This window comes from Alteromonas sp. DYW1 (genome assembly GCF_059752595.1).
Genome location: NZ_CM186038.1, coordinates 2,021,249 through 2,044,212, shown reverse-complemented (window position 1 = coordinate 2,044,212; position 22,964 = coordinate 2,021,249). Strand labels below are relative to the sequence as shown.

The following is a 22,964-nucleotide window of genomic DNA, read 5'->3' as shown; positions in this document are numbered from 1 at the left end:
CTAGTAAAGATAATCGATTAGTGGTTGGATGAATGGTTACTAAAGTCATTAACTAGTTTTGTTTGATGTTGAGGAATGACGAGAGTATTGTGAGGTTTATTGGGTAGCAGTGGTTTGAGAAGCAACAATGTTTAATCTAGTTTCGTCTCGACTAAGGCAGAATATCAATAAAGCGTTACTGATTGCTCTTACCATACTCAGCTTGCCGTTAATCGCTATGCAGTTTACTGCTGAGGTTGTGTGGACGCTTGGCGATTTTTCTGTTGCGGGTATCTTGTTAATGGCAGCCATAATGAGTTGTTTTGCCTTGCGTGAGTTCAGACATCACGCATTTATTGTATGGTTAATTGTGCCGATATTGCTCAGTTTTCTAGGGCTTTGGATTTCGTTGGCTGTAATCATATGAGCAGTACACAACCATTCAGTGTTAGTGGTATTGGTCAAGTAGCGGTTACGGTCAGTGATGTTAAAAAGGCCATCGGATTTTATCGCGATATTCTTGGTCTAACCTTTTTATTTGCGCCTACCGACGACCTGGCATTTTTGCGAGCCGGCGATGTTCGTTTAATGCTTTCAACCCCACAAGGTGCTGGTGAAGTCGGCAAAAATAGCATTGTTTATTTTAAGCTCTCAAATATTGAAGAGTTTCATCGGCAGGCTTTACTCAATGGAGCTAAAAATGAACGCGCACCAACACTGGCTGCGCAAATGTCAGATCATGAGTTATGGACTGCGTTTTTACGCGACCCGGATAATAACTTGGTCGGCTTAATGGAAGAAAAACAACGGTGAATATACGCTGTTGCTGCGCACTTTTACTGGTCCTTTTTAGCCTTTCAATTAGTGCTGAAGAGAATGCATGCTCTGATTTAAGTAGAATAGAGTTTATGCTCGGTGATTGGCAGGTTCAGTCTAACACCCGGCGAACGAATGAAGTATGGCGAAGGGTAAATAGCCAATACTTTGAAGGAGAAGGACTGTCTTTTTTACTTGCGACTCCCGAGCAAATACAGCGCGAGTCTATGCGCATTGTAAGCATGTCTAACCAGGTGTTTTATTTAGCAAAAGTTCCCAGCAATCCCTATCCAGTCGCTTTTAAACTAACGCAATGCACATCGACACGCGCTGTATTTGTTAACCCTCAACATGATTTCCCTAATCAGTTGGTCTACTCTCTGAAGGACAGTGAATCGTTATTTGTCGAAGTTACGGATAATGCCGGAAAGGGGTTTAGTGTTCATTATTTGCAAGCATCATCGCAACAACACTGAACCAGCCTCGTTGCGATGATCCAATGAGTACATAGTTATTAGTCCTCAAGCACTGCGCTCGTTGCATGATTCGGTTTGTGTGACTCAAACGCTCAAGGGGGATTTGTGGGCAAAATCAATAATCGGGGTTGTGCTTTTTTATAAAACAACAATTGCAAGACAAAGATACCTTGTAATGGGTGTGCTATTCTTGCCTTAATACTATGATCGTGCTGCTAAATTACTTATGAGAAACTTTATAATTCATAAACTTATCATTGGTTTTATCGTTTTATACTGCGGCCAAGTCGCAATTCAAGCGCAACCGTTAGATGCGGAACAGTCAGACCCAAGGGCTCTGGGCTGGATGGTCGGTGCACCGCCGCCGGACAGTAAAATAATCATGCAACCCCAAGCAAATTATTTCAGTTTCCCCAAAATGCGTTGGACGGTTTGTCATATGCGCGAACTTTTGCCCACCCAAGTTGTGAGTCGCGGCATTGGAGCGCCAACAAAATTTAACTATCAAATAGACCCTAACATTGAGCAGTTAACGTTCACCCCTCTGGGTAACACGGCAACAATGTCTTGGTCTGAGTCGCTGGCCGCTAACTATACAGATGGTTTGGTGATCTTGCATAATGGCAAAATAATTTACGAATATTACTCAGGTTGTTTAGCTGAAGACGGCAAGCACGCCGCGATGTCAATGACTAAGTCTCTTACCGGGTTAGCTGCAGAAATGTTAATTGCAGAGGGTTATCTTGACCAGAACGCAAAAGTCACGAGTTATGTTCCAGAGTTAGTCAACAGCGCGTTTGGCAATGCCACGGTAAGACAAATTATGGACATGACAACTTCACTGGATTACAGCGAGGACTATACCGACCCAAATGCCGGTATCTGGCAATACTCTGCGGCCGCCAGCCCATTACCTAAAGCTTCTGATTATAGTGGACCGAATGGCTACTACGAATACTTAATGACGGTGAAACAACATGCCGAACATGGAAGTGAATTTGGTTATAAAACGATAAACACGGATGTACTTGGTTGGATTATAGCTAAAGTGACTGGAATGGAACTCCCTGACTTCCTTTCACAGCGGATCTGGCAGCGTATGGGAGCAGAGCAGGACGCTTATATGACTGTGGACGCCAAGGGAGTCGCGTTTGCTGGTGGCGGTTTGAGCGCTGGCTTGCGAGATCTGGCAAGAATTGGACAATTGATGTTAAACCGAGGCGTGTTCAATGGCATTCGATTGTTTCCTGCTGAGGTTGTCGACTCTATTGAGCGCGGCGGCAATCAAGCATTGTTTGCTGCAGCTGGCTATTCAACACTTCCCAATGGCAGTTATCGCAGTATGTGGTGGGTTTTGCATAATCCGAATGGCGCCTATGCGGCGCGCGGTGTCCATGGCCAAACAATCTACGTGGATCCAACTGCGCAAATGGTTATTGTGCGTTATTCGTCACATCCTGAGGCGAAAAATGGTTCCATTGACCCTACGTCTTTGCCGGCCTATCAAGCAGTTGCTGATTACTTAATTCATAAAAATAAGTGAAGATCACGAGCAACGGAGCAAAAAAAATAGACGTGTTGTTTGAGTATAGTCAGGGTCTTTTGATGTGGACGAGGGAAAAGAAGTGCAGCGCTGTCATGAGCGCCTCTTTCTCAGCAGAATGTGGCCTGTAAAGCCTTTATTGTTGATGTCGTTAAACTCGCAAATGTCGCATTTGCAAAAGATCCTTTGTAACTTTGCAATTTACTAGGAAAAATAATGGAATATGTTGTCAGTATGTGGCATCTCGCGCTGAATGGAGAGCGTCAGGGCGTGTTGTTTTTTGTTTGCTTGTATTGTTTAGTGATACTGAGTTTTTCATTTTATAAACAGGTCAAGATGAGTTGCTGGCCCCATACGTGGGGAGTCCTAAGAAAAAAAGGGCTTCGCCAATTTGGTGCGCAAGAAATTCTGCCTTCCGATCGCGATTTTGTCGTTGATGCTTTGTATGATTATCAGGTTGATGGTCAACATTATCAGGGCAAAAAAGTCTCAGCATGGGTGATAGTCGCCTCATACAACGCACGAAAATTACTTGAATTACAACTCCGTGATGTCGTTATCCGTGCTGACGGTAAAGTAAAAGTTTATTATCAACCGAATAAACCTGCCAAGAGTTTACTCATTAAACCCGGTCATTGGGGAATGCTGATTACATTGTTAATAGCGCTACTACCGTTCATTTGGTATATCTACCATTTTCATCTTGGCTAATTATTGCACTATGACGCTTTATCCCACGCCACTCCGAGCCGGCAGCACCATAGCGATTACCGCTGTATCGTCAGGGATCAATGCTGCCCACAAACCTCGCTTTGAGTATGTTCTTGACTTTCTCTCACAGCGCGGATATCAGGTGCATATTGGTGATTGTTTGTGGGTTAATGAGGGGGGAGTTAGTGCAACTGCGCAGGCCCGTGCGCAAGAGCTAATGAGATTGTTACTAGACGACACTATCGATGCGATTGCACCGCCTTGGGGAGGGGAACTGGCCATCGAATTGTTGCCGTTGTTGGATTATGCTGCACTAACCAGAGTTCGCCCTAAATGGTTGTTTGGCTTTTCTGATATCAGTACTTTGGCTGTCGCCTTGCATGCCAAACTAGGCTGGGCAACAGTGCACTGCTCAAACTTAATGGATTTGGTCGCGAGTAATACAGATCCGCTGTTGATCCAAACGTTAGATAGCTTGCATACAGCCGCAGGAGAGTGTTTTTCTCAACATTCTTCGTCTAATCACACGCGTCAGTGGCCAGCCATTTCAGAAGATCCACTCGCAAACATTGTTCCTTCTTTAAGGACTGAATGGCGCTGGTTAAATGCAAGTCCAAGGGAAAAGGTAATCGCGGGACGTTTGGTAGGGGGGTGTTGGGATACACTGCAACATTTGTTTAGCACTGAGTTCCTGCCATTGAATAAGATACGGACGCGCTATACTGAGCCGTTAATTCTATATCTAGAGAATGCAGAGATGACTCCGTTTCAATTAAGTCGAGTACTTATGTCGATGCAATTTCGCGGGGTATTCCAGAGCATCGATGCATTGCTGGTCGGTCGCCATTACCCAACTGTGGCAACTGCAGGGGCGGTGGATTTTGATAGTGTTTTAAGACAACATTTAACCCAGTATGCAATCCCTGTCATTACAGAAATGGATATTGGCCACGTGCCACCGAACTTAACATTAATCAATGGAGCGCGCTGCGAGATCAAGCTGGCTAACGGCAAGGGGCATATCACTCAGTGGTTAGATTAAGATCAGAACCATGGAACTGAGTCAGATTACCCAGCCTCTTTGTAATAGGCCTGAACCACACAGCATAGCTGTGCGAGCGAAACGGGAACACGTGCAAACGCTTTTGGACAGTTGAAAATCGCTTGAGTCCACCTTGTGACGTAACTAAGTGAACCTTTCGTTTATACGACTTTCTTATTCAAAGTATTAATCATAGGACGTTTTGCCATGCAAAGAATAGCTAGCGCGATCCTCGGGGTAAGTTTTATCGTGGGTTGCGGAGTTTTAGCCATGACTATTAAACAGACAGCGTACGAGGTTAAATCATTTGAACGTAGTGTTAACGTGAAAGGCTTATCTGAACGTGAATATCCGGCAGATGTGGTGATCTGGCCTATTCAGTTTAATGCAGCGAGTAATGATTTAAGTGAGCTTTACCAACAAATGGATGTGCATGCTGAAAAAATTAGCGAGTTTCTGATTGCGCGTGACATCGATAGCTCAGAAATAACTGTATCTGCACCAACAATCACCGATAAGTCAGCACAACAATATGGGGCTGCGGCGCGCGCCGAGTTTCGCTATACCGCTCTCCAAACAGTGACGGTTTATTCCACTGCTATTAGTCGTGTGCGTCAGCTACAAACTGAACTGTCGGAATTAGGTAAGCAAGGTATTGTGTTCACAGGTGGAGATTATAATACGCAAACAGAATACCTATTCACGCGCTTGAATGATGTTAAACCCGAGATGATTGAAGAAGCAACCCGCAAAGCGCGAGAAGTAGCGCAAAAATTTGCCAAAGATTCAGAAAGTCAGTTAGGTAAAATCCGCCGCGCCTCACAAGGCCAGTTTTCGATATCAGCTCGTGATCGAAACAATCCGCACATAAAAAAGGTGCGGGTGGTTTCGACGGTTGAGTACTATTTATCGGACTGAAAAGCGGCGCATTGAAATGGATGCGCCGCACTTAGGCTAGGGTTTATTGTGTGAAAAGTCGGTGAAATCCACCGCTTCTTTGCTGTCTCCAGCGTTGGGATCTGCATATATTTCGCGATCTAACTCTTGCTCGCTGTTGGCGACTATGCAGGCTACAGTGCAGTCGCCAGTAATATTGACGACCGTGCGTGTCATATCCAATAAGCGGTCAATACCGATTATTAGGGCAATGCCTTCTACCGGTAGGTTTACCTGTTGTAATACCATTGCCAGCATTATTAAGCCAACGCCTGGCACACCGGCAGTGCCAATAGATGCCAGCGTTGCTGTCACTACAACCATCATTAAATCGGTAGTACTTAAATCAACCCCATACACTTGCGCAATAAACACTGTCGCAACACCCTGCATGATTGCCGTGCCATCCATATTAATGGTTGCACCCAGTGGAATAGTAAATGACGATACGGTGGGCTTTACTCCCAGTTTATAGCGTGCGGTCTCAAGCGTGACCGGTAACGTCGCACTGCTACTTGAGGTACTAAACGCAAATAATGCTGCGTCTCGCATCTTGCGTAGTAAAATCAATGGGTTAAGTCCAGTGAAAGCTTTTAATAACAAGGGGTAGGTAACAAGTCCATGGAGTATGAGCACGAAGAATACGAGGAAAAAGTACTTTGCCAAGCTGCCAAGCATATCGGTACCCACGGTGGCAAATAATTTAGCCATCAAAACAAATACGCCATAGGGTGCGAGATTCATGATAATGGTTACCAGTTTCATAATTACCGTATTGATGTCTTCGAAAAACTGACCGATACGTTTGCCCGCATTACCCGTCATTGCCATCGCAATACCGAAAAGTACAGCGAACACAATGATCTGTAGCATATTCCCTTCGGCCATTGAATTGATCGGATTAGACGGGAACATATTGATAAAAACTTCGGACAACGGAGGCGCTTCGGTAGGGTTAAAAGCGGCATCGGTCGGGCGCTCGACGCCGGAACCCGGTTGCACCATTAGCGCGAAAAGCATAGCTAAACTGATGGCAATACAGGTTGTGAAGATATACATGCCGACGGATTTTGCGCCTAAGCGTCCAAGTTTACTCGGTTCTGACAAACTGCAAGTACCACAGACCAGCGAGACAAACACTAATGGAACCACCAGCATCTTTAAACTGGCAATAAAGATAGTTCCCAAGGTTGAAAATATACCGTCTACTAGAATTGTATACGTGGAAACAGACATCCCAAATAGGCTAAAGGATAAATCTCCGCTATCATCAGCGAGTAGTTGAAGCAAACTACCGATAACGATTCCGGCAATCATGCCGATAAAAATTCGTGCAGTTAGGCTATATTTAGTAGAAGCGTCAGACATGCAATTTCCAAGTGTTATTGTTGTTGTGGTTGATAGCCTAGCAAGTTTGCTGATTAACCTGAACCTTTTTAGACACCAAACTGTGGTCATTGGATGGAAACCATAGCGGGGAAAAACTTAATGAATGTAAAGCTATCATCAATACCTAAAATTATTTTTATGATGTTCAGCCTGCTGTTAGTGGCATGCGGTGGCGGCGGGGAGGTCTCGCGTGAAGGGCCTGATACGCCAGACCCAACACCGCCACCAGCGTCGGTAATGAACATTGCCTTGGAGATTGTTGATGGCAGTGGTCAGCCATCCAATGAACTGACCTCAGGGGCGCCATTAACAGTCATTGCAACGGTGACGTTGGATGGTGCGCCTGTCAACGATGAGTTAGTTACCTTCAGTTTTAATATTGCTGGTTTGGCCGAGTTTGGCAATGACACTGGAACGGCGCTTACGGGCACGGATGGTGTGGCGAGTATAGATATAGTCGTCGGTGAAAATTCTGGTGATGGCTTGGTTTTAGCTGATGCCGGGAATGCCGCCACAGAGAGCATCGGGTTTAGATCAACCGGTGCGGTGGTCATCGGGGGATTACCTGCGTCATTAGAGCTGTTCGCTTCTTCCATTCAACTTGCCTCTAGCGGTTCTGACCAGGTTGAATTAATTGCAGTGGTTAAAAATGAACAGAATATTTTAATGGAAGGTATTCAAGTCGATTTTTCAGCCAATCAAAGTGCTCAATTAGAAATACTTAACGGTCAAGTGCAGCCAAATGGTGCCGTTGTAGCCGTAACTCAGGCTGATGGTACGGCTCGCGCCTTATTAACAACAAGTAATAAATCATTACGTACAATCACTGCGACCGCGGCAACCAGTAACCTTTCAAACACTGTAGATATAGATGTCGTAGGCACCGAAATTAATTTAAATGCACCGTCCAGTGTGATTATTAATGATAGTTCTCCAACCATCACGATAATCGTTGCGGATTCTGATGGAGAAGGAATACCCAATCAAACGGTGCAACTATCTTCTGTCATCGGTACATTGGATAATGAGCCTCGTACAACGAATGCCAATGGCCAGTTAACCGTTCGATATTCGTCAGCAGTATCCGGTACAGATACGATTACCGCTAGCGCTTTGAATACGCAAGCTTCGATTGATATTGCCGTACAGGAAGATGACTTTAGCTTTTTTACCTTACCAAGCGAAGAGGTTGAACTTGGTGATGACGCAACTATTGTGATCCGCTGGTTTAAAGATAGCGCTCCGCTGGTGAACGGAACAGTAACCGTGACAGCCTCACGCGGTGATTTGAATAGTAATACGCAAGTGACTGATGCAAGTGGTTTGGCGACGTTTACGATTAGCTCAAATAATGCCGGCATATCCTCACTTTCTGCGATTGGTACCGATGGCAGTGGCGGCGAAGTCACAGCGCGCGCGTCCGTAGAGTTTATCGCGACGGATGCGCAAGTGATCAACGTTGATGCGTCGCCAGATCTGATTGGTCCAGAGGGCCGCACCAGTACAATTACAGCTATCGTGCGTGATGGTTCAGGAAACTTAGTTAAGGGCAAGTTGATTAACTTTGAGCTAAGCGACACCAGTGGTGGTTTCATTAGTCCAAACAGTGCGACTACAGATAGCAACGGTATCGCATCAACCGTTTACACCAGTAACGCGACCAGTAGTGAAGATGCGGTAATTATTCGCGCACGAGTTGCTGATAATCCAAGTGTTACCGAGTTTACGACGCTAACTGTGGGTGAACGAGCCTTCGATCTCTCGATTGGTACGGGTAAAGATATTGAGATCCCGGATAGTGCCTCTTATTTAAAAGAGATCGCAGTGTTTGTATCGGATTCAGTCGGTCAGGCAGTGGGTAATGTCAATTTAACAGTTTCATCTACGCCAGTGAAGTTTGCACAAGGGGGTGGTTATTTCAAAGGGGATTGGGCGTGGGATCCGGATTTGCGGGTATGGTACACAGTACCTACAATCTTTTGTCCCAACGAAGACATTGACGGCAACGGCTTCCTGGACGCGGGTGAAGACACCAACGGTGATGGCGAGTTAACGCCTGGGATCATTGGTACTGTTGCCTTTAAGGATGGACAAAATAGAACGGATACGAATGGTCAGGCAACGATTGAATTGCGTTATCCAAAACAGTTTGGCCCGTGGACGGATGTTATGATCACCGCGTTCGGTAATTCGTCAGGCAGTGAAGCACAAGATAGTTTGCAGCTAACACTGCCCATTGCAGCGGTCGATGCTACGCAGGAAGCTTCGCCGCCTCCGCCAAATCCATTTGGTCGAGTGGCTGACTGTTCTACCACTGATTAGAACGGTAGATAGTCGAATATATTTATGCAAACCGCTTCTTATGAAGCGGTTTTTTTATACTTCTTAAACAGTGGTTTTGCGGTAAATACTGAATAAACGATCAATAAAGACGGAATGCTTAAAAGCGCTATTTTGTTACTAGCAGTAGTTTGCTATTACGTTTTATCTGGTTACTCGACTAACTACTGCATGGCGGTATAGATAGATAAGTATCAAATGTGCGTCGTAGCCGTTCGGCAAACCATGTGGGTAACGAAGCAAATAAAAAAACCGCTCAATTGAGCGGTTTTTGAAAACCTGAGTGGGCGCAACTGCGCCTTGCTCACTTAGCCTTGTTGGAATGGATAGACTGAGCCCAGTTTCATAATTTGGGTCAGTTCATCAAGTGCAGTGCGTGACTCAATGAGCAGTTGAGGATCACATAAGTCTTTGACTGAAAGCTCATCGCGGTAGTGTTTATCAACCCACTGATTTAAACGTGCAAATTGCGTATCATTCATCAGTGCCTGTTGATTCACTGCGGCTAACTCAACATCATTCATGGCTACGCGTAACCGCAAACAAGCAGGGCCACCGCCATTTTGCATGCTTTGTTTAACGTCAAAATACTTTACCTGCTTGATAGGAGTGCCCAATGTAACCAGCTTGTCTAAGTAGGTTTTGACCGCGTGGCTTTCTTCGCATTCCGTCGGCGCTATGATTGCCATTTCGCCGTTTGGCAGGGTGATTATCTGGGTATTAAACAGATAGGTTTTAACTGCATCCGCAACGCTTACCTCAGCCGTTGGCACTTTGATAAAGTGCACTTGTTGTTCACCAAATTTGCGTTGGATCTCAGCGAGTTTGGCGTCGGTATCGAGAAACGCCTGTTCATGATAAAACAAAACGTTTTGATTACCGACAGAAATGACGTCATTGTGAAATACACCTTGATCAATCACGTCTGGATTTTGTTGAATATACACGACACTGTCTTCACTCAAACCATGTAAGCGCACGACAGCTTCACAGGCCTCATAAGTGTGTCGCGCAGGGAATTTCTGTGGTGCAGGTTTACTTGTATCAAAGGCATACCGGCCGTAAACGAATAGTTCAACGCCTGAATAGCCATAATCTGTGCATAATCGTGTGTGGTTAGCCGCACCTTCATCGCCGAAGTGTTCGTTGTCGGGCAAGTGGGTGTGATGCGCAAAATATTTGTCGTTCGCAAATATCGCTTTAAGGATGTTGCCTGTCACCTGAGGTTCAAGGCTACGATGAAACTTATTGGTTAAATTTGCTGGCGTGAAATGCACTCTACCGTCAGCGGTATCAGCGCTTGGCGATACCGTGGCTGCGTTTGCTGTCCACATACTAGACGCAGAACAGCAGGCTAGGAAAATCTGGGGGGCTTGCTCGAAAGCGTCTTTTAATACGCGCTCATCACTGCCGGTAAAGCCAAGACGTCGTAATGCATAGATATCAGGCCGCTCCTGTGGTGCCAACATGCCTTGGATCATGCCCATATCAGCCAGTGCCTTCATTTTTTGCAGACCTTGCTTGGCTGCTTGCTTAGGGCTGCTTGTCGCATTGGCATTGTTGAGTGAAGCAACGTTACCGTAAGACAAGCCAGCATAATTATGCGTAGGGCCAACCAATCCATCAAAATTCACTTCGAAATGCTGCATAGAGTGCTTTCCTATTTTATTATTTTAGGCAGGTTATCAAGGATATTTGGTAATCCGGATATCTGCTCCAATCCATCAAATACCAATTCACCGGGTGTCTGCAAAAAGCACTCATTAGCGTTCTTTGCAGGCACGTGTTGAATAACCCACAACGTTGAATTTTTCAGCATTATACGCAATAAACAGTAACTGCCAATCGTGCTGCTCAAAATATGAACAGCTTGAATGGTTAAAAAAACATCAATTGTGCTTATCTATGAAGAAGAACTTGTTTTCTATTCACTTTGCCGATATATGTTAAAAAAGCATTTTGCCTCGCATTGCCGGCTGTATGTGCGTGCAAACTATCAAAAACCAATAAAAATCAAAGGTTTAATCTAACTAAATGTCAAAATCACTGGTTATTGTCGAGTCACCTGCTAAGGCAAAAACAATAAATAAATATTTAGGTAAAGATTTTATTGTAAAATCGAGCGTTGGGCATGTACGCGACCTTCCGACCAAAGCGTTGGGTAAAGTTGAGCCGAAAAAACCGGCCAAAGAGCTTAAAAAACTATCTGAGAAAGAGCAGCAGGTCTATCTGCGTAAGCATGAATATTTGAAGCTGGTTGACCGCATGGGCGTAGATCCAGAGGATAACTGGCGTGCGCACTATCAAGTTTTGCAAGGCAAAGAGAAGGTGGTCAACGAGCTTAAAAAACTGGCCAAAAATGCTGATACTATCTATCTGGCGACCGATTTGGATAGAGAAGGAGAGGCTATCGCATGGCATTTGCAAGAGTTGCTCGGTAGTAAGGGTAAAGAATACAAGCGGGTCGTTTTCAACGAAATTACCAAAAACGCTATCCAAGAAGCCTTTGAACATCCCGGTGAGGTTAATACTGCGCGGGTTAACGCGCAACAAGCCCGCCGCTTCTTAGATCGTGTTGTTGGTTTTATGGTTTCGCCACTGCTGTGGAAAAAAATCGCGCGCGGTCTGTCCGCAGGGCGGGTACAGTCCGTTGCTGTGCGTCTTGTGGTAGAGCGTGAACGCGAGATTAAAGCATTTGTACCAGAGGAATTTTGGGATGTTCACGCGGATTTAAATGCACAGCAAGCCAAGTTGAGAATGTTGGTTGCGAAACAAAATGGCGTTGCATTTAAACCTAAAAACAAGCAACAGACTGACGCTGCATTGGCGCTGCTGCAGGCAGCAAACTATGAAGTATTGCAGCGTGAGTCAAAGCCCACGTCAAGTCGGCCCAGTGCGCCGTTTATTACCTCTACATTGCAACAAGCAGCCAGTACACGGCTAGGTTTTGGGGTTAAGAAAACCATGATGATGGCCCAACGCTTATATGAAGCAGGGCATATTACCTACATGCGAACTGACTCAACCAACCTAAGTGCAGAAGCTGTTGCGAGTTGCCGTGATTATATCGCGGATAACTTTGGCGATAACTATTTGCCGGAAAATCCGAACAGGTACGGCAGTAAAGAAGGCGCTCAAGAAGCCCACGAAGCTATCAGGCCCTCAAACGTGAATGTGAAGGCCACTTCCCTTGGAGATATGGAAAGAGACGCTCAGCGGCTGTATGAGCTTATTTGGCGCCAATTTGTCGCGTGTCAGATGTTACCTGCGAAATATGATGCGACCACGATCCGAGTTCAGGCGGGCGAGTTCGAATTAACGGCCAAAGGACGAGTATTAAAATTTGATGGTTGGACCAAGGTTCAGCCGCAAGTGCGTAAAAAAGGTGAAGAAGACTTAATTCTGCCGGATGTTAAAGTGGGTGATAAACTGAGCTTACAAGGATTAGATCCGAAGCAACACTTCACTAAACCGGTGGCTCGATTCAACGAAGCGTCATTAGTCAAAGAATTAGAAAAGCGCGGTATTGGACGACCTTCAACCTATGCCAGTATCATATCGACGATCCAAGACCGTGGTTATGTGCGCCTTGATAATAAGCGGTTTTATGCAGAGAAGATGGGTGAGATCGTCAATGATCGTTTGATGGAAAATTTTGACGATCTGATTGGTTATGATTTCACCGCAAACATGGAACAACAGCTTGACGATATTGCTGAAGGCAAAAAGCAGTGGCAAGCAGTATTAGATGAATTTTATGCTGACTTCTATCAGAAGCTGCTACTTGCGGAAAAAGACGCTGAAGAGGGCGGTATGCGCCCCAATCAGGCAGTCCCAACCAATATCGACTGTACGCGTTGTGGTCGCAAAATGAATATTCGAACCGCCAGCACAGGCGTATTCTTAGGTTGTTCTGGTTATAATCTGCCGCCCAAAGAACGTTGTACCAACACCATGAATCTTACGCCGGGTGAAGAGGTCATCAAAGTCGATGATGAGGAAGAGCTCGAGACCGAAGCGTTACGTTCTAAGCGTCGTTGTGATGAGTGCGGAACGGCGATGGATAGTTATCTGGTAGATGAGGGGCGGAAGTTGCATGTTTGCGGTAACACACCCACCTGTCCAGGTACCTATGTTGAGGCTGGTACTTTTAAAATCAAAGGCTATGAAGGACCAGTCATTGAATGTGATAAGTGCGGCTCAGACATGGAACTTAAAAACGGCCGTTTTGGGAAATATTTCGGCTGTAGCAACGAAGACTGCAAGAATACCCGTAAGCTTCTGCGTAATGGTGAACCGGCACCGCCAAAAGAAGATCCTGTGGATCTACCTGAGTTACCTTGCGAGAAGAGTGATGCCCATTTTGTGTTGCGTGATGGTGCCTCGGGGATTTTCTTAGCCGCACATAATTTCCCTAAATCGCGTGAAACGCGGGCTCCAAAGGTTGAAGAACTCGCGCGCTTCCGCGAGCGCTTGTCACCTAAGTTTCATTACTTAGCGGATGCACCTGCGGCGGATCCTGACGGCAATGCGACGATTGTTCGCTATAGTCGAAAAACCAAACAGCAGTACGTAATGTCGGAAAATGCTGAGGGTAAAGCAACGGGTTGGTCGGCATGGTATGAAGGTGGTCAGTGGAAAGCAGACGACAAGCGTAAGAAATCGAAATAAAGGTCAGAGTGAGATGGCGTTGTCATTACAAGAACAGCTACTTAAAGCCGGTGTGGCCGACAAGCAAAAAGCGAAGCAGGCGCGCGCTGAGAAGCGCAAACAGAAAAAACTCAAACAGCCGCAAGACGACGCAGCTAAAGCAGCTGCTCAGGCGGCTATTGAGGCTAAGAAAGCTAAAGATAGAGAACTTAACGAGTTACAAAACAAGCTAAAGCAAGAGCGCTCTATAGCTGCACAAGTTAAGCAATTAATCGAATTAAATAGGCAGCCGCGCAAAGGGGGAGAGGTCGTTTTAAACTTTACCCACGAGACTAAAATTAAACGAATGTATGTGACTGATGCGCTCCACCGCGGTGTACTTAGCGGCAAGCTTGCCGTGGTTAGTTTAGAGGGTGAATACGAATTAGTGCCCATCAAGGTAGCGAATAAAATTGCGGAGCGCAGCCCAGAAACGATAGTTTATATCGCCGATCTTACTGCAGCCTCGAATACAGACACTAGTGACGAAGCTGAAGACTGGTACGCTGATTTTGAAATTCCAGATGATTTAACTTGGTAGAACAGTATGCGCACCGACGTGCTAATTCGTGTCCGCTATGCTGACTGTGATCCACAAAATGTCGTATTCAATGCGCGCTACGCAGACTACGTTGATGTGGCGAGTACTGAGTATTTACGCAATCTTTGCGGTGGGTATTCGCAACTTGAAAATGCCGGTTTTGCTACTCAAGTCGTCAATTTGAATATTGATTGGCATGCGCCAGCGCGGTTTGATGATATCTTGTTATTGGCTATGGAGTGTGAACATGTGGGCACATCTTCATTCACACTGACATGCTCAATGGTTCAATATGAAACGCAAATACCGGTAGCAACAGCGCGTGTTGTTTATGTTTTTATGGATCAGAAAGTCACGGCTAAGTGTGCCGTTCCTGATAGCTTTCGTGGTGAATTGATGTCAGAAAGAAAATTTGGTCCGATAAATCTAGCCGGCATTGCTCACTAGTCGGTAATAACTGCCAAGCGCCACTATGACGCTCAGCATTTGGTTCTTTAGCGAGGAAGTATCGCGCCAGGGTTATTGGCTTTAATTTGATCGTTCCAATGATCTTTGACCGAGAAACTACCTTTAGCAGGCTTTTTCGCCGCCCTTTTCCCAGCAGGTTTCTTTTCAGCTGGCTTCTTCTCAGCCTTTTTGGCCGCAGGTTTTGCTGCTTTCGCGGGAGCTTGAGCCCCCATGGCATCTGCCATTTCATCCAGTTGTGCAAGACGCACATTTTTACCGCCGTCTACGCTATACCATCCGCCTTTCGCTTCGATAGATGGTGCCTTACCGTTCTGCTGTGTATAGGCAAGGGTAAACTTTTCGATAACTTTATCTTTATCTAACGCTGCCATGATGGATTGATTTCCTTTTAGTTGTTATTAATAAGATAATCGTCAGGTGTTTTTATACCGATATTTGTTAACAAAGTCTAATTTACAAAGGATTTACATGGCAACGTCTCGACAAGCGCTGGTTCAATACCTCGATAACTTTCTGAATGTAGGAAAAATCCGTGATTATTGCCCGAACGGATTACAGGTAGAGGGAACACCCACAGTCCAACGCGTGGTTACCGGTGTAACGGCGTCGCAGGCTCTAATTGATAAAGCAATTGAGCACGATGCTGATGCCTTACTGGTACATCACGGTTATTTTTGGAAAGGTGAAAATCCCTGTGTTCGGGGCATGAAAAAACAGCGTTTAGCGAAACTATTGGCGCATGATATTAATTTGTTAGCTTACCATTTGCCGTTAGATGTCCATCCAGAAGTGGGCAACAATGTGCAATTGGCTAAACGCTTGGATATTGATATTGGCGCCGGGCTAGATGCTAATGACCCCTTTAGCGTGGCGTTGCGAGGCCGCTTTAAAACGCCCGTTACCCATGCTGAGTTATGTCAACGTTTGGCCGTTAATATCGATACGAAAGTACTCAGTGAAGGTGATCCTGAGGCTGTGTTAGAGACCGTTGCGTGGTGCACAGGTGGCGGGCAAAGTTATATCGACGCGGCAGCCGAACAGAGAATAGACGCATTTATCAGCGGAGAAGTATCAGAACAAACCATTCACACTGCGCGTGAAATGGGGATCCACTTCTTTGCCGCAGGTCACCATGCGACAGAACGTTATGGTGCAAAGGCCCTGGGCGAACATCTCGCACAACAGTTTGATTTAGACGTAACCTTTATTGATATCTCCAATCCGGCGTAATTCAGAATGGCTGCAGATAAACCGGATCAAAGCTTTGATGGTATAGCCAGTAAATTCGATAAGAATATTTACGGCACGACCAAGGGGCGGCTGCGCGAGGCTATATTGGCGCATCAACTGTCTCCTTATATAACCCAGCGGACGCCTTTATCTATAATCGATATCGGTGGCGGTACTGGGGAAATGGCAAAGCTGGCTCTAGCTAACGGACACAAGGTTCACATTAACGACATTTCAGCCGACGCAATTGCATTGGCAAGGCGCAAATTAGCAGCCTATGGCGAGCAGGTTGAATTTAGCTGTCAGGATCTACAATCGTTGAGACTCGAACTATTTGATGTGGTTTTTTGTCACGCAGTTCTAGAATGGACGCAACATCCACTGCAAATCATTGACAAGCTATTATCTTTATTGCGACCCGGTGGGTTTTTAAGTCTGACATTTTTTAACTACGATGCGAGCTTGTTTGGTAATGCGTTGTATGGCAACTTTGACTTAATTCGTCGTGGTTTGATCACTAAGAACCGGGTGCGTTTGAATCCGAATAATCCGCAGCGCCCAAATGCGATAATTGATTATCTATCTGCACACGGGCTAAAGATTGAACTCAGCGCGGGTATTCGTTGTTTTCATGATTATATGCGCGACCGCCAGCAGCAAGTTACGCATTATGACGAGTTGCTTGCGTTAGAAATAAAATACGCTGAACAGGAACCGTATAAATGGTTAGGGAAATATTTTCATATCATTGCTCGCAAGAGTGTTTAAGGCATGACTTAGCACGCAGAATCTTAACCGTGGGCATGTTATTAACTTGCTTACTCTCGGCGTGTGTTAGTGCCAATGATGTTGTAGACAATGCTAAAGAAACCCTGATACCGCAAGATCAATTGGTTTATTTAACTACCGACGCGGGGTTAGTCATTATTCAATTGACGGATGCTGTTGCACCGCAAAACGCGCAACGTATGCGTGATCTGGTACGCGAAGGATTTTACGACGGACTGGACTTTTATCGTGTTATTGACGGATTTGTGGCACAAGGCGGCGATTTGAGCGAAACCCAAAAGAGCGATTTTAAAACTCCTGTAAAAGGCGAATTTAGTCGCATAAATAGCCAATATGCACAAGCATTTGAAGTTGTTCAATCACCAGCATTTTTGGCTCAGGAAACTGGATTTATCAATGGTTTTCCAGCAGGGCGAGATATAGACGATGATCGCCAATGGCTATTGCATTGTCCCGGCGCTGTAGCCATGGCACGCGGGAATGACGCTGATTCAGCCACAACCGAATTTTACCTCGTCTTGGGGCATGCGCCACGTCATCTTGATCGTAACATGAGCGTCATAGGGCAAGTCGTTTACGGTATGCACGTGGCGCAGCGTTTCCTGCGCGGAGACGGAGCTATTAATGGCGGTGTCATAGATGATCCTACACAGCGAACTCGGATTCTATCTGCACGGATGGGAACGACTGTTCCACAGCACGAACAGCTAAATTTACTGCGTCAGCAAGTGCAATCTGCTGCATTCCAGCAGCGGCTAAGCAATGCCCGTAAGCTGCCCCATCCATTTTATCATTACGCCGGCACGGGAAATCTTGACGTATGTTATTACCGCCCCAGCATTCGCGTTGACAGACAGGAAGTCTCCGATGGGCAATAACGCTGTACGAAAGGTTATGATCACGGGGGCAGCGCGCCGCTTTGGACTTACCTTAGTCGAACATTTTTTGCATCTTGGGGATCATGTCGTAGCCGTTTCGAGGCAATCCAGTGAAGAGCTGCTTCAGTTGCACAGAGAGTACCCTGAACGATTAACCATTGTGCCGATCCAAGAGTATTCTGCACAGGGATTCACACGATTACACCGTTGTCTGGGCGCCGCTTCTTTTGATGTATTGATTAATAATGCGTCGCTGTTTGAAGATGATGCAAGCGGTCTAGATTTATTTGCTCAACTACATGCGTTAACTGATGTGCATATCGCATTTCCCGCTGCATTATCAGAATGGTTTGCTACGCAATATACAGGAACTACTGACGATCAGACGGGGTTGATCATCAATATTACCGATATTTATACGTTGAACCCGAAACCTGGTCGAGCCTATTATTCGGCGACTAAAGCGGGTTTGGAAAATTTGACGTTAGCATTGGCCAAGAGTCTGGCTCCGTCTATCCGGGTAAACAGTATTCAACCCGGCACTATGCAGTTTTTACCCGAGCATACATCTGCGGCCAAACATGACGTTTTGAGCAATAGCCTAATTCAACGAGAAGCAGGGTTTAAACCCTTGGTGCAAGCGGTTGAATACCTGTTAGACAATACGTTTGTTACCGGAACTGCATTAAAAGTTGATGGTGGTCGCTCGTTGGTACGGTGAATAACTATAGGAATTGCGCGGGATCACATTGACCATTATGGTAGGCAGAAATATTTGCCAGCGTAGTGTGTGCAATTTCATCCAGCGCTTCCCGTGTAAAAAAACCCTGATGGCCGGTGATCAGTACGTTATGAAAGGTCGACAAGCGCTGAAATATGTCATCCTGAATAACTTCGCAACTATGATCACGGAAGAATAGTTCAGATTCCATCTCATAGACATCTAAACCGACATAGCCGATTTGTTTTGACTTAAGGCCCTGGATCAGGGCTTGTGTATCAATTAACCCACCGCGTGACGTATTGATCAGCATAACCCCAGGACGCATCTTGCTGATTGCGGCGGTGTCAATCATATGCTGGTTTTCAGCGGTCAATGGGCAGTGCAGGCTAATAATGTCGCTTTGAGAGAACACATCCGCGAGTGCCACGTATTGGCATTGGGAGTCTTCAAGTGCTGGATCAGGGTAGGGATCGTACGCAAGTACGTTGCAGCCAAAACCGTGCAGTATGCGGATGAAAGCTTGCCCGATGTGTCCGGTACCAATCACGCCAACGGTTTTGTGCTTCATGGTAAAACCCATCAGTCCCTGCAGCGCAAAGTTACCTTCCTTAACGCGATTGTAGGCTTTGTGCATTTTACGATTGAGGGTCAAAATCAGTGCCATCGCGTGCTCAGCCACGGCTTCGGGCGAGTATATGGGGACGTGACTTACGCTAATCCCTTGTATTCTACACCGCGCAATATCGACATTATTGTAGCCAGCACAACGCAGTGCAATGTGTTTAACACCCATGGCAGCAAGCGCATCAATTACATTCGAGTTTAGCTCATCGTTAACAAAGACACATACGGTCGAACAGCCTTTAGCTAAAGCTACTGTCGTTTCATCTAGCCTAGCTTCGAAGTGTTGAAGTGTTACTTTATGCTCAGCACAAAGTGGATCAAACACCGTTTGGTCATAGTGCTTACTGCTAAAAAAAGCGACCGTAATTTGGGCCATTGGCTTACCTTGTTAGAGGAGTTCTTCAATCTTGCGCTTTAATGCTTCAGGCTTGGTTGCAGGGGCAAAGCGTTCTACGGTATTGCCATTACGATCAACTAAAAATTTGGTGAAATTCCATTTAATACCTTTGCTGCCTAATAGACCTGGCGCTTCATCTTTGAGTTGTTTGAATAAAGGCGAAGCATTGTCACCATTGACTTCAATCTTTTTGAATAGTGGAAACGATACATTAAAATTTAACGAGCAGAATTGCTGGATCTCATTGTCGTCACCAGGCTCTTGATGCCCAAACTGATCGCAAGGGAAAGCTAAAATCGTAAAACCGCGATCTTTATATTCCTCATACAGTGCCTGCAATCCGTCATACTGGGGCGTAAAACCGCATTTACTGGCGGTATTAACAATCAAGATCACCTGACCGGCATAATCGTTGAGTGACTTAAGTTCGCCATTATTCAAAGTAACATCGTGTTGATAGATAGGTTGCGACATGAACTATTCCTTATATTTATGCTGGTCTGAAACCTAAGACCTATTTGTCGCAAGTATAAACTAATCTGTGTGTCGGTGGCATTAAAACTAGTTGCATTTGTATTGCATTATGTTGGGGCGTTACACTGTGCGAAAAGTCGACCATGAATGAGAAAAAGTAATGCAGATAAGTGAAGTAGCTTTTATCGGTTTAGGCGTGATGGGATATCCAATGGCGGGCCACCTAGCAAGAGCGGGTTTGAATGTGCGAGTCTTCAATCGTACGGCGGCTAAAGCACAACAATGGTGTACAGAGTACACTGGACGAGCGTTTTCGACACCTTGTGAGGCTGCACAAGGTGCGCAATTAATTCTGCTGTGCGTCGGTAACGACGATGATGTACGGTCGGTCGTGTATGGTGATGATGGTGTGCTTGCAGCAGCAGAAAAGGGTGCAATTTTAGTTGATCACACAACTGCTTCAGCAGCGCTTGCAAGAGAGTTAGAAATGGCCTGTGCGAACCAGTCCATCGGTTTTTTGGATGCGCCGGTGTCCGGTGGCCAAGCGGGCGCAGAAAATGGTCAATTGACCATTATGTTAGGGGGCCAGCAGAGCGTGTTTGACGCTGTTGTAGACACGTTGTCTCACTATGCCAGATGTACACGCTTGATCGGTGCTTGCGGCGCAGGGCAACAAGCCAAAATGATGAACCAGATCTGTATTGCTGGCATTGTGCAAGGATTGGCCGAAGCGCTGCATTTTGGGCAAAGTGCCGGTCTCGACTGTGCTGCCGTTATCGATACCATAAGTCAAGGCGCTGCGCAGTCATGGCAAATGCAAAACCGGGCTGCGACTATGTTGCAAGGCAACTATGATTTTGGTTTTGCCGTTGACTGGATGCGCAAGGATTTGGGGATTGCACTAGCGGAAGCCAACAAGCATGGCGCACGACTACCTTTGACGGCACTAGTCGATCAGTTTTACGCGGATGTGCAGGCGTTGGGCGGTGGCCGTAATGATACCTCGAGTTTATTGCGCCGGTTTAATGGGTGAGCGGCGCAGTGACAGGATCCGCATCTCCGGTGGTTTCTTTTTCCGGCGCATGCTGTGGCATTAAATAATGCTCGTAATCGGCCTGAATGATGTCGCTCAACTCGTCGATACGCTGGCGATTAGTCGCCGATAATGACTGGCGTTGAATTGAATCTAGCAGCGCAAGCGCATGGATCCCACGGTAGTTAGAGCGATGCTCTTTGAGCATGCTCTGGAGCAGGTTGATTGCAAATGCAGGGATGTCTTGGGCCAGTTTATGTGCAGCAAAAAAATGTTCCAGTGCAGTATTGTTTTGATTAGCAACGAAGGCTTCAGTACCCTTTTGATTATGCGTTAATGCCGATTGTTCAGCTAAACCTATCGCTTTCTCACTTTGCCTGCGCTGAGTTTCGACCATGACTCTTTCAATCTGATCATCTAAAGATGCTGATTTTAGCGCACATAACTCAAGGATCTGCCTGGCCCGCTCTTCATCACCTACGCCAAACCAAACCTGCGCCGCAATCATCATGGTTGATACGTCACTGCGTGAAAAATCATGCATCCAGTCATTCTCAAGTAAGCGCTTTGCTTTATCGGTATCACCCTCCAACACGTGGGCAAAACATAACATATAATCGCGCCTTTGCTGTGCCTGTCGATCGGTTGTGTTGCGTCCTGCAGCACCGATCAAGCGCCTCGCTTTATGCAGACTCTCTAGGCGCTCATTGTCATTACTGGTAAGCGCATGACGCATATGACAATCCGCTAATTCAAAGGTTAACTCATCACGTTGTTCGCGCACGCTCATTTGGCTAATACGTTTACGCTCGAGTAATTCAATCGCATCATCTAAGCGTTGCTGCATTTGGTAAGTTAGCGTTTTAAGACGCGTGGCCTGTAACGTTAACTCACTCATTTTAATGTTATCTAACCACTGCTCAGCTTTAGCGAAATTGTTTTCTTCGAAGGCGATACAGGCCAACCATTCATAGGCTTTATTCTGCGTTAGTTGTAAGTCGAGAAGGTCACTGATGGCTTGTTGACATTGATCCCAATCGCCCTGCATGAATAAACAACGGATCCTACCCCAACGTGCCCAAATAACACTGCTTGACCGTTGCAGAACAGACTCATAGAGTTCCATCGCACGCACATAGTCTTTCATTAACATTAAAATACGCGCCCGCATTTTTAATAGATGCATTGAATAGCGTTTGGCTGCTGGATTTTTAATGACTTTATCTAATTGAGTTAGTGCCGTTGAATGCTCATTGTTATCAAGTGCAGTTAATACCCCCCCTGTAAGACTACGAATATTTAAGTACTGCGTAACAATTTGTTTGATAGTACGCATGGTATAGGGCTTCACCAACAGAAAGTCAGGTTGAATATCTAGGATTTGCCCTATGGTTTGGGCGGTTTGATCTGAGGTAATAAAAATAATCCCGGTGGAAGGTTTAAGCATTGCTGCTTTTTGCAGATTCTTAATCCATTCTACGCCATTTTTATTTTGCCCTAAGTGAAAATCACTAACTACAATATCCACAGACTGGGTGCGCAGTGCCGCCTTTAGCTCTTTCCCATTGCTAAAACTGAAGATCTCTAGATTGCCTAGCGCAAGCAGATGACTACGTAGATGAATACGCGCACTGGCATTGTCTTCAACGATGGCTAAACGTAAATTTGGCTGCATAACAGTGGTCATTTATTGAGCATCTGGTGTGAGCATATCAATTCGGCACACAAACATCATTATCAGAATTATGTTTATGTATTGTTAATAATAACCTTAAAACGAATAAGTATACCCCAATGCATACGGGAGAGGGCTTTTGCGTGTGATTAGCGCTAGGACACACAGGGAGCCAATTATTCGGAACTTTACCTAGATTGCGTCACATTT

Annotated in this window: 22 protein-coding genes; 16 read left to right on the top strand and 6 right to left on the bottom strand. The window is 45.7% G+C overall.

The window, feature by feature from the left end:
- Positions 1 to 127: 127 nt before the first annotated feature.
- The 7 genes from AC121Z_RS09075 (at position 128) to AC121Z_RS09045 (ending at position 5,485) form a co-directional block, all read left to right on the top strand.
- Positions 128 to 406 carry a hypothetical protein gene (locus tag AC121Z_RS09075; protein WP_498123716.1) on the top strand — a complete coding sequence of 93 codons (279 nt, stop codon included), beginning with the start codon at positions 128 to 130 and terminating at the stop codon, positions 404 to 406.
- Positions 403 to 792 (top strand): VOC family protein, encoded by a 390-nt coding sequence (locus tag AC121Z_RS09070; RefSeq protein ID WP_498123714.1) that lies wholly within the window; start codon positions 403 to 405, stop codon positions 790 to 792. Before AC121Z_RS09075 ends, AC121Z_RS09070 begins: the two co-directional genes overlap by 4 nt.
- Positions 793 to 887: 95 nt before the next feature.
- Positions 888 to 1,271 (top strand): DUF6265 family protein, encoded by a 384-nt coding sequence (locus AC121Z_RS09065; protein WP_498123713.1) that lies wholly within the window; start codon positions 888 to 890, stop codon positions 1,269 to 1,271.
- 226 nt (positions 1,272 to 1,497) lie between these two features.
- Entirely contained in the window at positions 1,498 to 2,814 is a 1,317-nt protein-coding gene (locus tag AC121Z_RS09060) for a serine hydrolase domain-containing protein (protein ID WP_498123712.1), read from the top strand.
- Between the two features lie 216 nt (positions 2,815 to 3,030).
- On the top strand, positions 3,031 to 3,525 hold the full coding sequence (locus AC121Z_RS09055) for a DUF3592 domain-containing protein (protein ID WP_498123711.1): 495 nt from the start codon (positions 3,031 to 3,033) through the stop codon (positions 3,523 to 3,525).
- A 10-nt stretch (positions 3,526 to 3,535) separates the two neighbouring features.
- Positions 3,536 to 4,567, top strand: a complete 1,032-nt coding sequence (locus AC121Z_RS09050) for a S66 family peptidase (protein ID WP_498123710.1) — start codon at positions 3,536 to 3,538, stop codon at positions 4,565 to 4,567.
- Positions 4,568 to 4,774: 207 nt separating this feature from the next.
- Complete coding sequence (locus tag AC121Z_RS09045) at positions 4,775 to 5,485, top strand: SIMPL domain-containing protein (RefSeq protein WP_498123709.1); 711 nt, start codon at positions 4,775 to 4,777, stop codon at positions 5,483 to 5,485.
- 36 nt (positions 5,486 to 5,521) lie between these two features.
- Here the strand turns inward: AC121Z_RS09045 and AC121Z_RS09040 are convergent, their stop codons facing one another.
- On the bottom strand, positions 5,522 to 6,871 hold the full coding sequence (locus AC121Z_RS09040; protein ID WP_498123708.1) for a dicarboxylate/amino acid:cation symporter: 1,350 nt from the start codon (positions 6,869 to 6,871) through the stop codon (positions 5,522 to 5,524).
- Positions 6,872 to 6,991: 120 nt separating this feature from the next.
- Here AC121Z_RS09040 and AC121Z_RS09035 point away from each other — a divergent pair, with 120 nt between their 5' ends.
- Positions 6,992 to 9,214, top strand: coding sequence for an Ig-like domain-containing protein (locus AC121Z_RS09035; protein ID WP_498123707.1), 2,223 nt, complete (start codon positions 6,992 to 6,994; stop codon positions 9,212 to 9,214).
- Between the two features lie 326 nt (positions 9,215 to 9,540).
- Here AC121Z_RS09035 and astB read toward each other — a convergent pair whose 3' ends face one another.
- On the bottom strand, positions 9,541 to 10,881 hold the full coding sequence (gene astB / locus AC121Z_RS09030) for an N-succinylarginine dihydrolase (protein WP_498123706.1): 1,341 nt from the start codon (positions 10,879 to 10,881) through the stop codon (positions 9,541 to 9,543).
- Positions 10,882 to 11,266: 385 nt separating this feature from the next.
- Between astB and topA the strand changes: the two genes are divergently transcribed.
- From topA to AC121Z_RS09015, 3 genes are read left to right on the top strand one after another with little or no spacing between them, the layout of a single operon-like run.
- Positions 11,267 to 13,903, top strand: a complete 2,637-nt coding sequence (topA, locus tag AC121Z_RS09025) for a type I DNA topoisomerase (protein WP_498123705.1) — start codon at positions 11,267 to 11,269, stop codon at positions 13,901 to 13,903.
- 13 nt (positions 13,904 to 13,916) lie between these two features.
- The gene (locus AC121Z_RS09020) at positions 13,917 to 14,462 is read left to right on the top strand and encodes a DUF2058 domain-containing protein (protein ID WP_498123704.1); all 546 of its coding nucleotides are present in this window, start codon (positions 13,917 to 13,919) and stop codon (positions 14,460 to 14,462) included.
- Positions 14,463 to 14,468: 6 nt separating this feature from the next.
- Positions 14,469 to 14,909 (top strand): acyl-CoA thioesterase, encoded by a 441-nt coding sequence (locus tag AC121Z_RS09015; protein WP_498123703.1) that lies wholly within the window; start codon positions 14,469 to 14,471, stop codon positions 14,907 to 14,909.
- A gap of 47 nt (positions 14,910 to 14,956) precedes the next feature.
- On the opposite strand, the gene AC121Z_RS09010 is transcribed toward AC121Z_RS09015, so the two are convergent.
- Positions 14,957 to 15,301: a hypothetical protein gene (locus AC121Z_RS09010; RefSeq protein WP_498123702.1), complete on the bottom strand. Its 345-nt coding sequence runs from the start codon at positions 15,299 to 15,301 to the stop codon at positions 14,957 to 14,959.
- Positions 15,302 to 15,398: 97 nt separating this feature from the next.
- Here AC121Z_RS09010 and AC121Z_RS09005 point away from each other — a divergent pair, with 97 nt between their 5' ends.
- From AC121Z_RS09005 to AC121Z_RS08990, 4 genes are read left to right on the top strand one after another with little or no spacing between them, the layout of a single operon-like run.
- Positions 15,399 to 16,160, top strand: a complete 762-nt coding sequence (locus tag AC121Z_RS09005) for a Nif3-like dinuclear metal center hexameric protein (RefSeq protein WP_498123701.1) — start codon at positions 15,399 to 15,401, stop codon at positions 16,158 to 16,160.
- Positions 16,161 to 16,166: 6 nt separating this feature from the next.
- Positions 16,167 to 16,928, top strand: a complete 762-nt coding sequence (locus tag AC121Z_RS09000; RefSeq protein ID WP_498123700.1) for a methyltransferase — start codon at positions 16,167 to 16,169, stop codon at positions 16,926 to 16,928.
- 35 nt (positions 16,929 to 16,963) lie between these two features.
- Positions 16,964 to 17,827: a peptidylprolyl isomerase gene (locus AC121Z_RS08995; RefSeq protein WP_498123699.1), complete on the top strand. Its 864-nt coding sequence runs from the start codon at positions 16,964 to 16,966 to the stop codon at positions 17,825 to 17,827.
- On the top strand, positions 17,817 to 18,548 hold the full coding sequence (locus tag AC121Z_RS08990; protein ID WP_498123698.1) for an SDR family NAD(P)-dependent oxidoreductase: 732 nt from the start codon (positions 17,817 to 17,819) through the stop codon (positions 18,546 to 18,548). The genes AC121Z_RS08995 and AC121Z_RS08990 overlap by 11 nt, the downstream gene beginning before the upstream one ends.
- A 4-nt stretch (positions 18,549 to 18,552) precedes the next feature.
- On the opposite strand, the gene AC121Z_RS08985 is transcribed toward AC121Z_RS08990, so the two are convergent.
- Together AC121Z_RS08985 and AC121Z_RS08980 are read right to left on the bottom strand one after the other, a co-directional pair.
- Positions 18,553 to 19,551 carry a 2-hydroxyacid dehydrogenase gene (locus tag AC121Z_RS08985; protein ID WP_498123697.1) on the bottom strand — a complete coding sequence of 333 codons (999 nt, stop codon included), beginning with the start codon at positions 19,549 to 19,551 and terminating at the stop codon, positions 18,553 to 18,555.
- 12 nt (positions 19,552 to 19,563) lie between these two features.
- Complete coding sequence (locus tag AC121Z_RS08980; protein ID WP_498123696.1) at positions 19,564 to 20,046, bottom strand: glutathione peroxidase; 483 nt, start codon at positions 20,044 to 20,046, stop codon at positions 19,564 to 19,566.
- 160 nt (positions 20,047 to 20,206) lie between these two features.
- Here AC121Z_RS08980 and AC121Z_RS08975 point away from each other — a divergent pair, with 160 nt between their 5' ends.
- Positions 20,207 to 21,079, top strand: coding sequence for an NAD(P)-dependent oxidoreductase (locus tag AC121Z_RS08975; protein ID WP_498123695.1), 873 nt, complete (start codon positions 20,207 to 20,209; stop codon positions 21,077 to 21,079).
- Here the strand turns inward: AC121Z_RS08975 and AC121Z_RS08970 are convergent.
- Entirely contained in the window at positions 21,069 to 22,754 is a 1,686-nt protein-coding gene (locus tag AC121Z_RS08970) for a tetratricopeptide repeat protein (protein WP_498123694.1), read from the bottom strand. The genes AC121Z_RS08975 and AC121Z_RS08970 overlap by 11 nt on opposite strands.
- Positions 22,755 to 22,964: the final 210 nt, after the last annotated feature.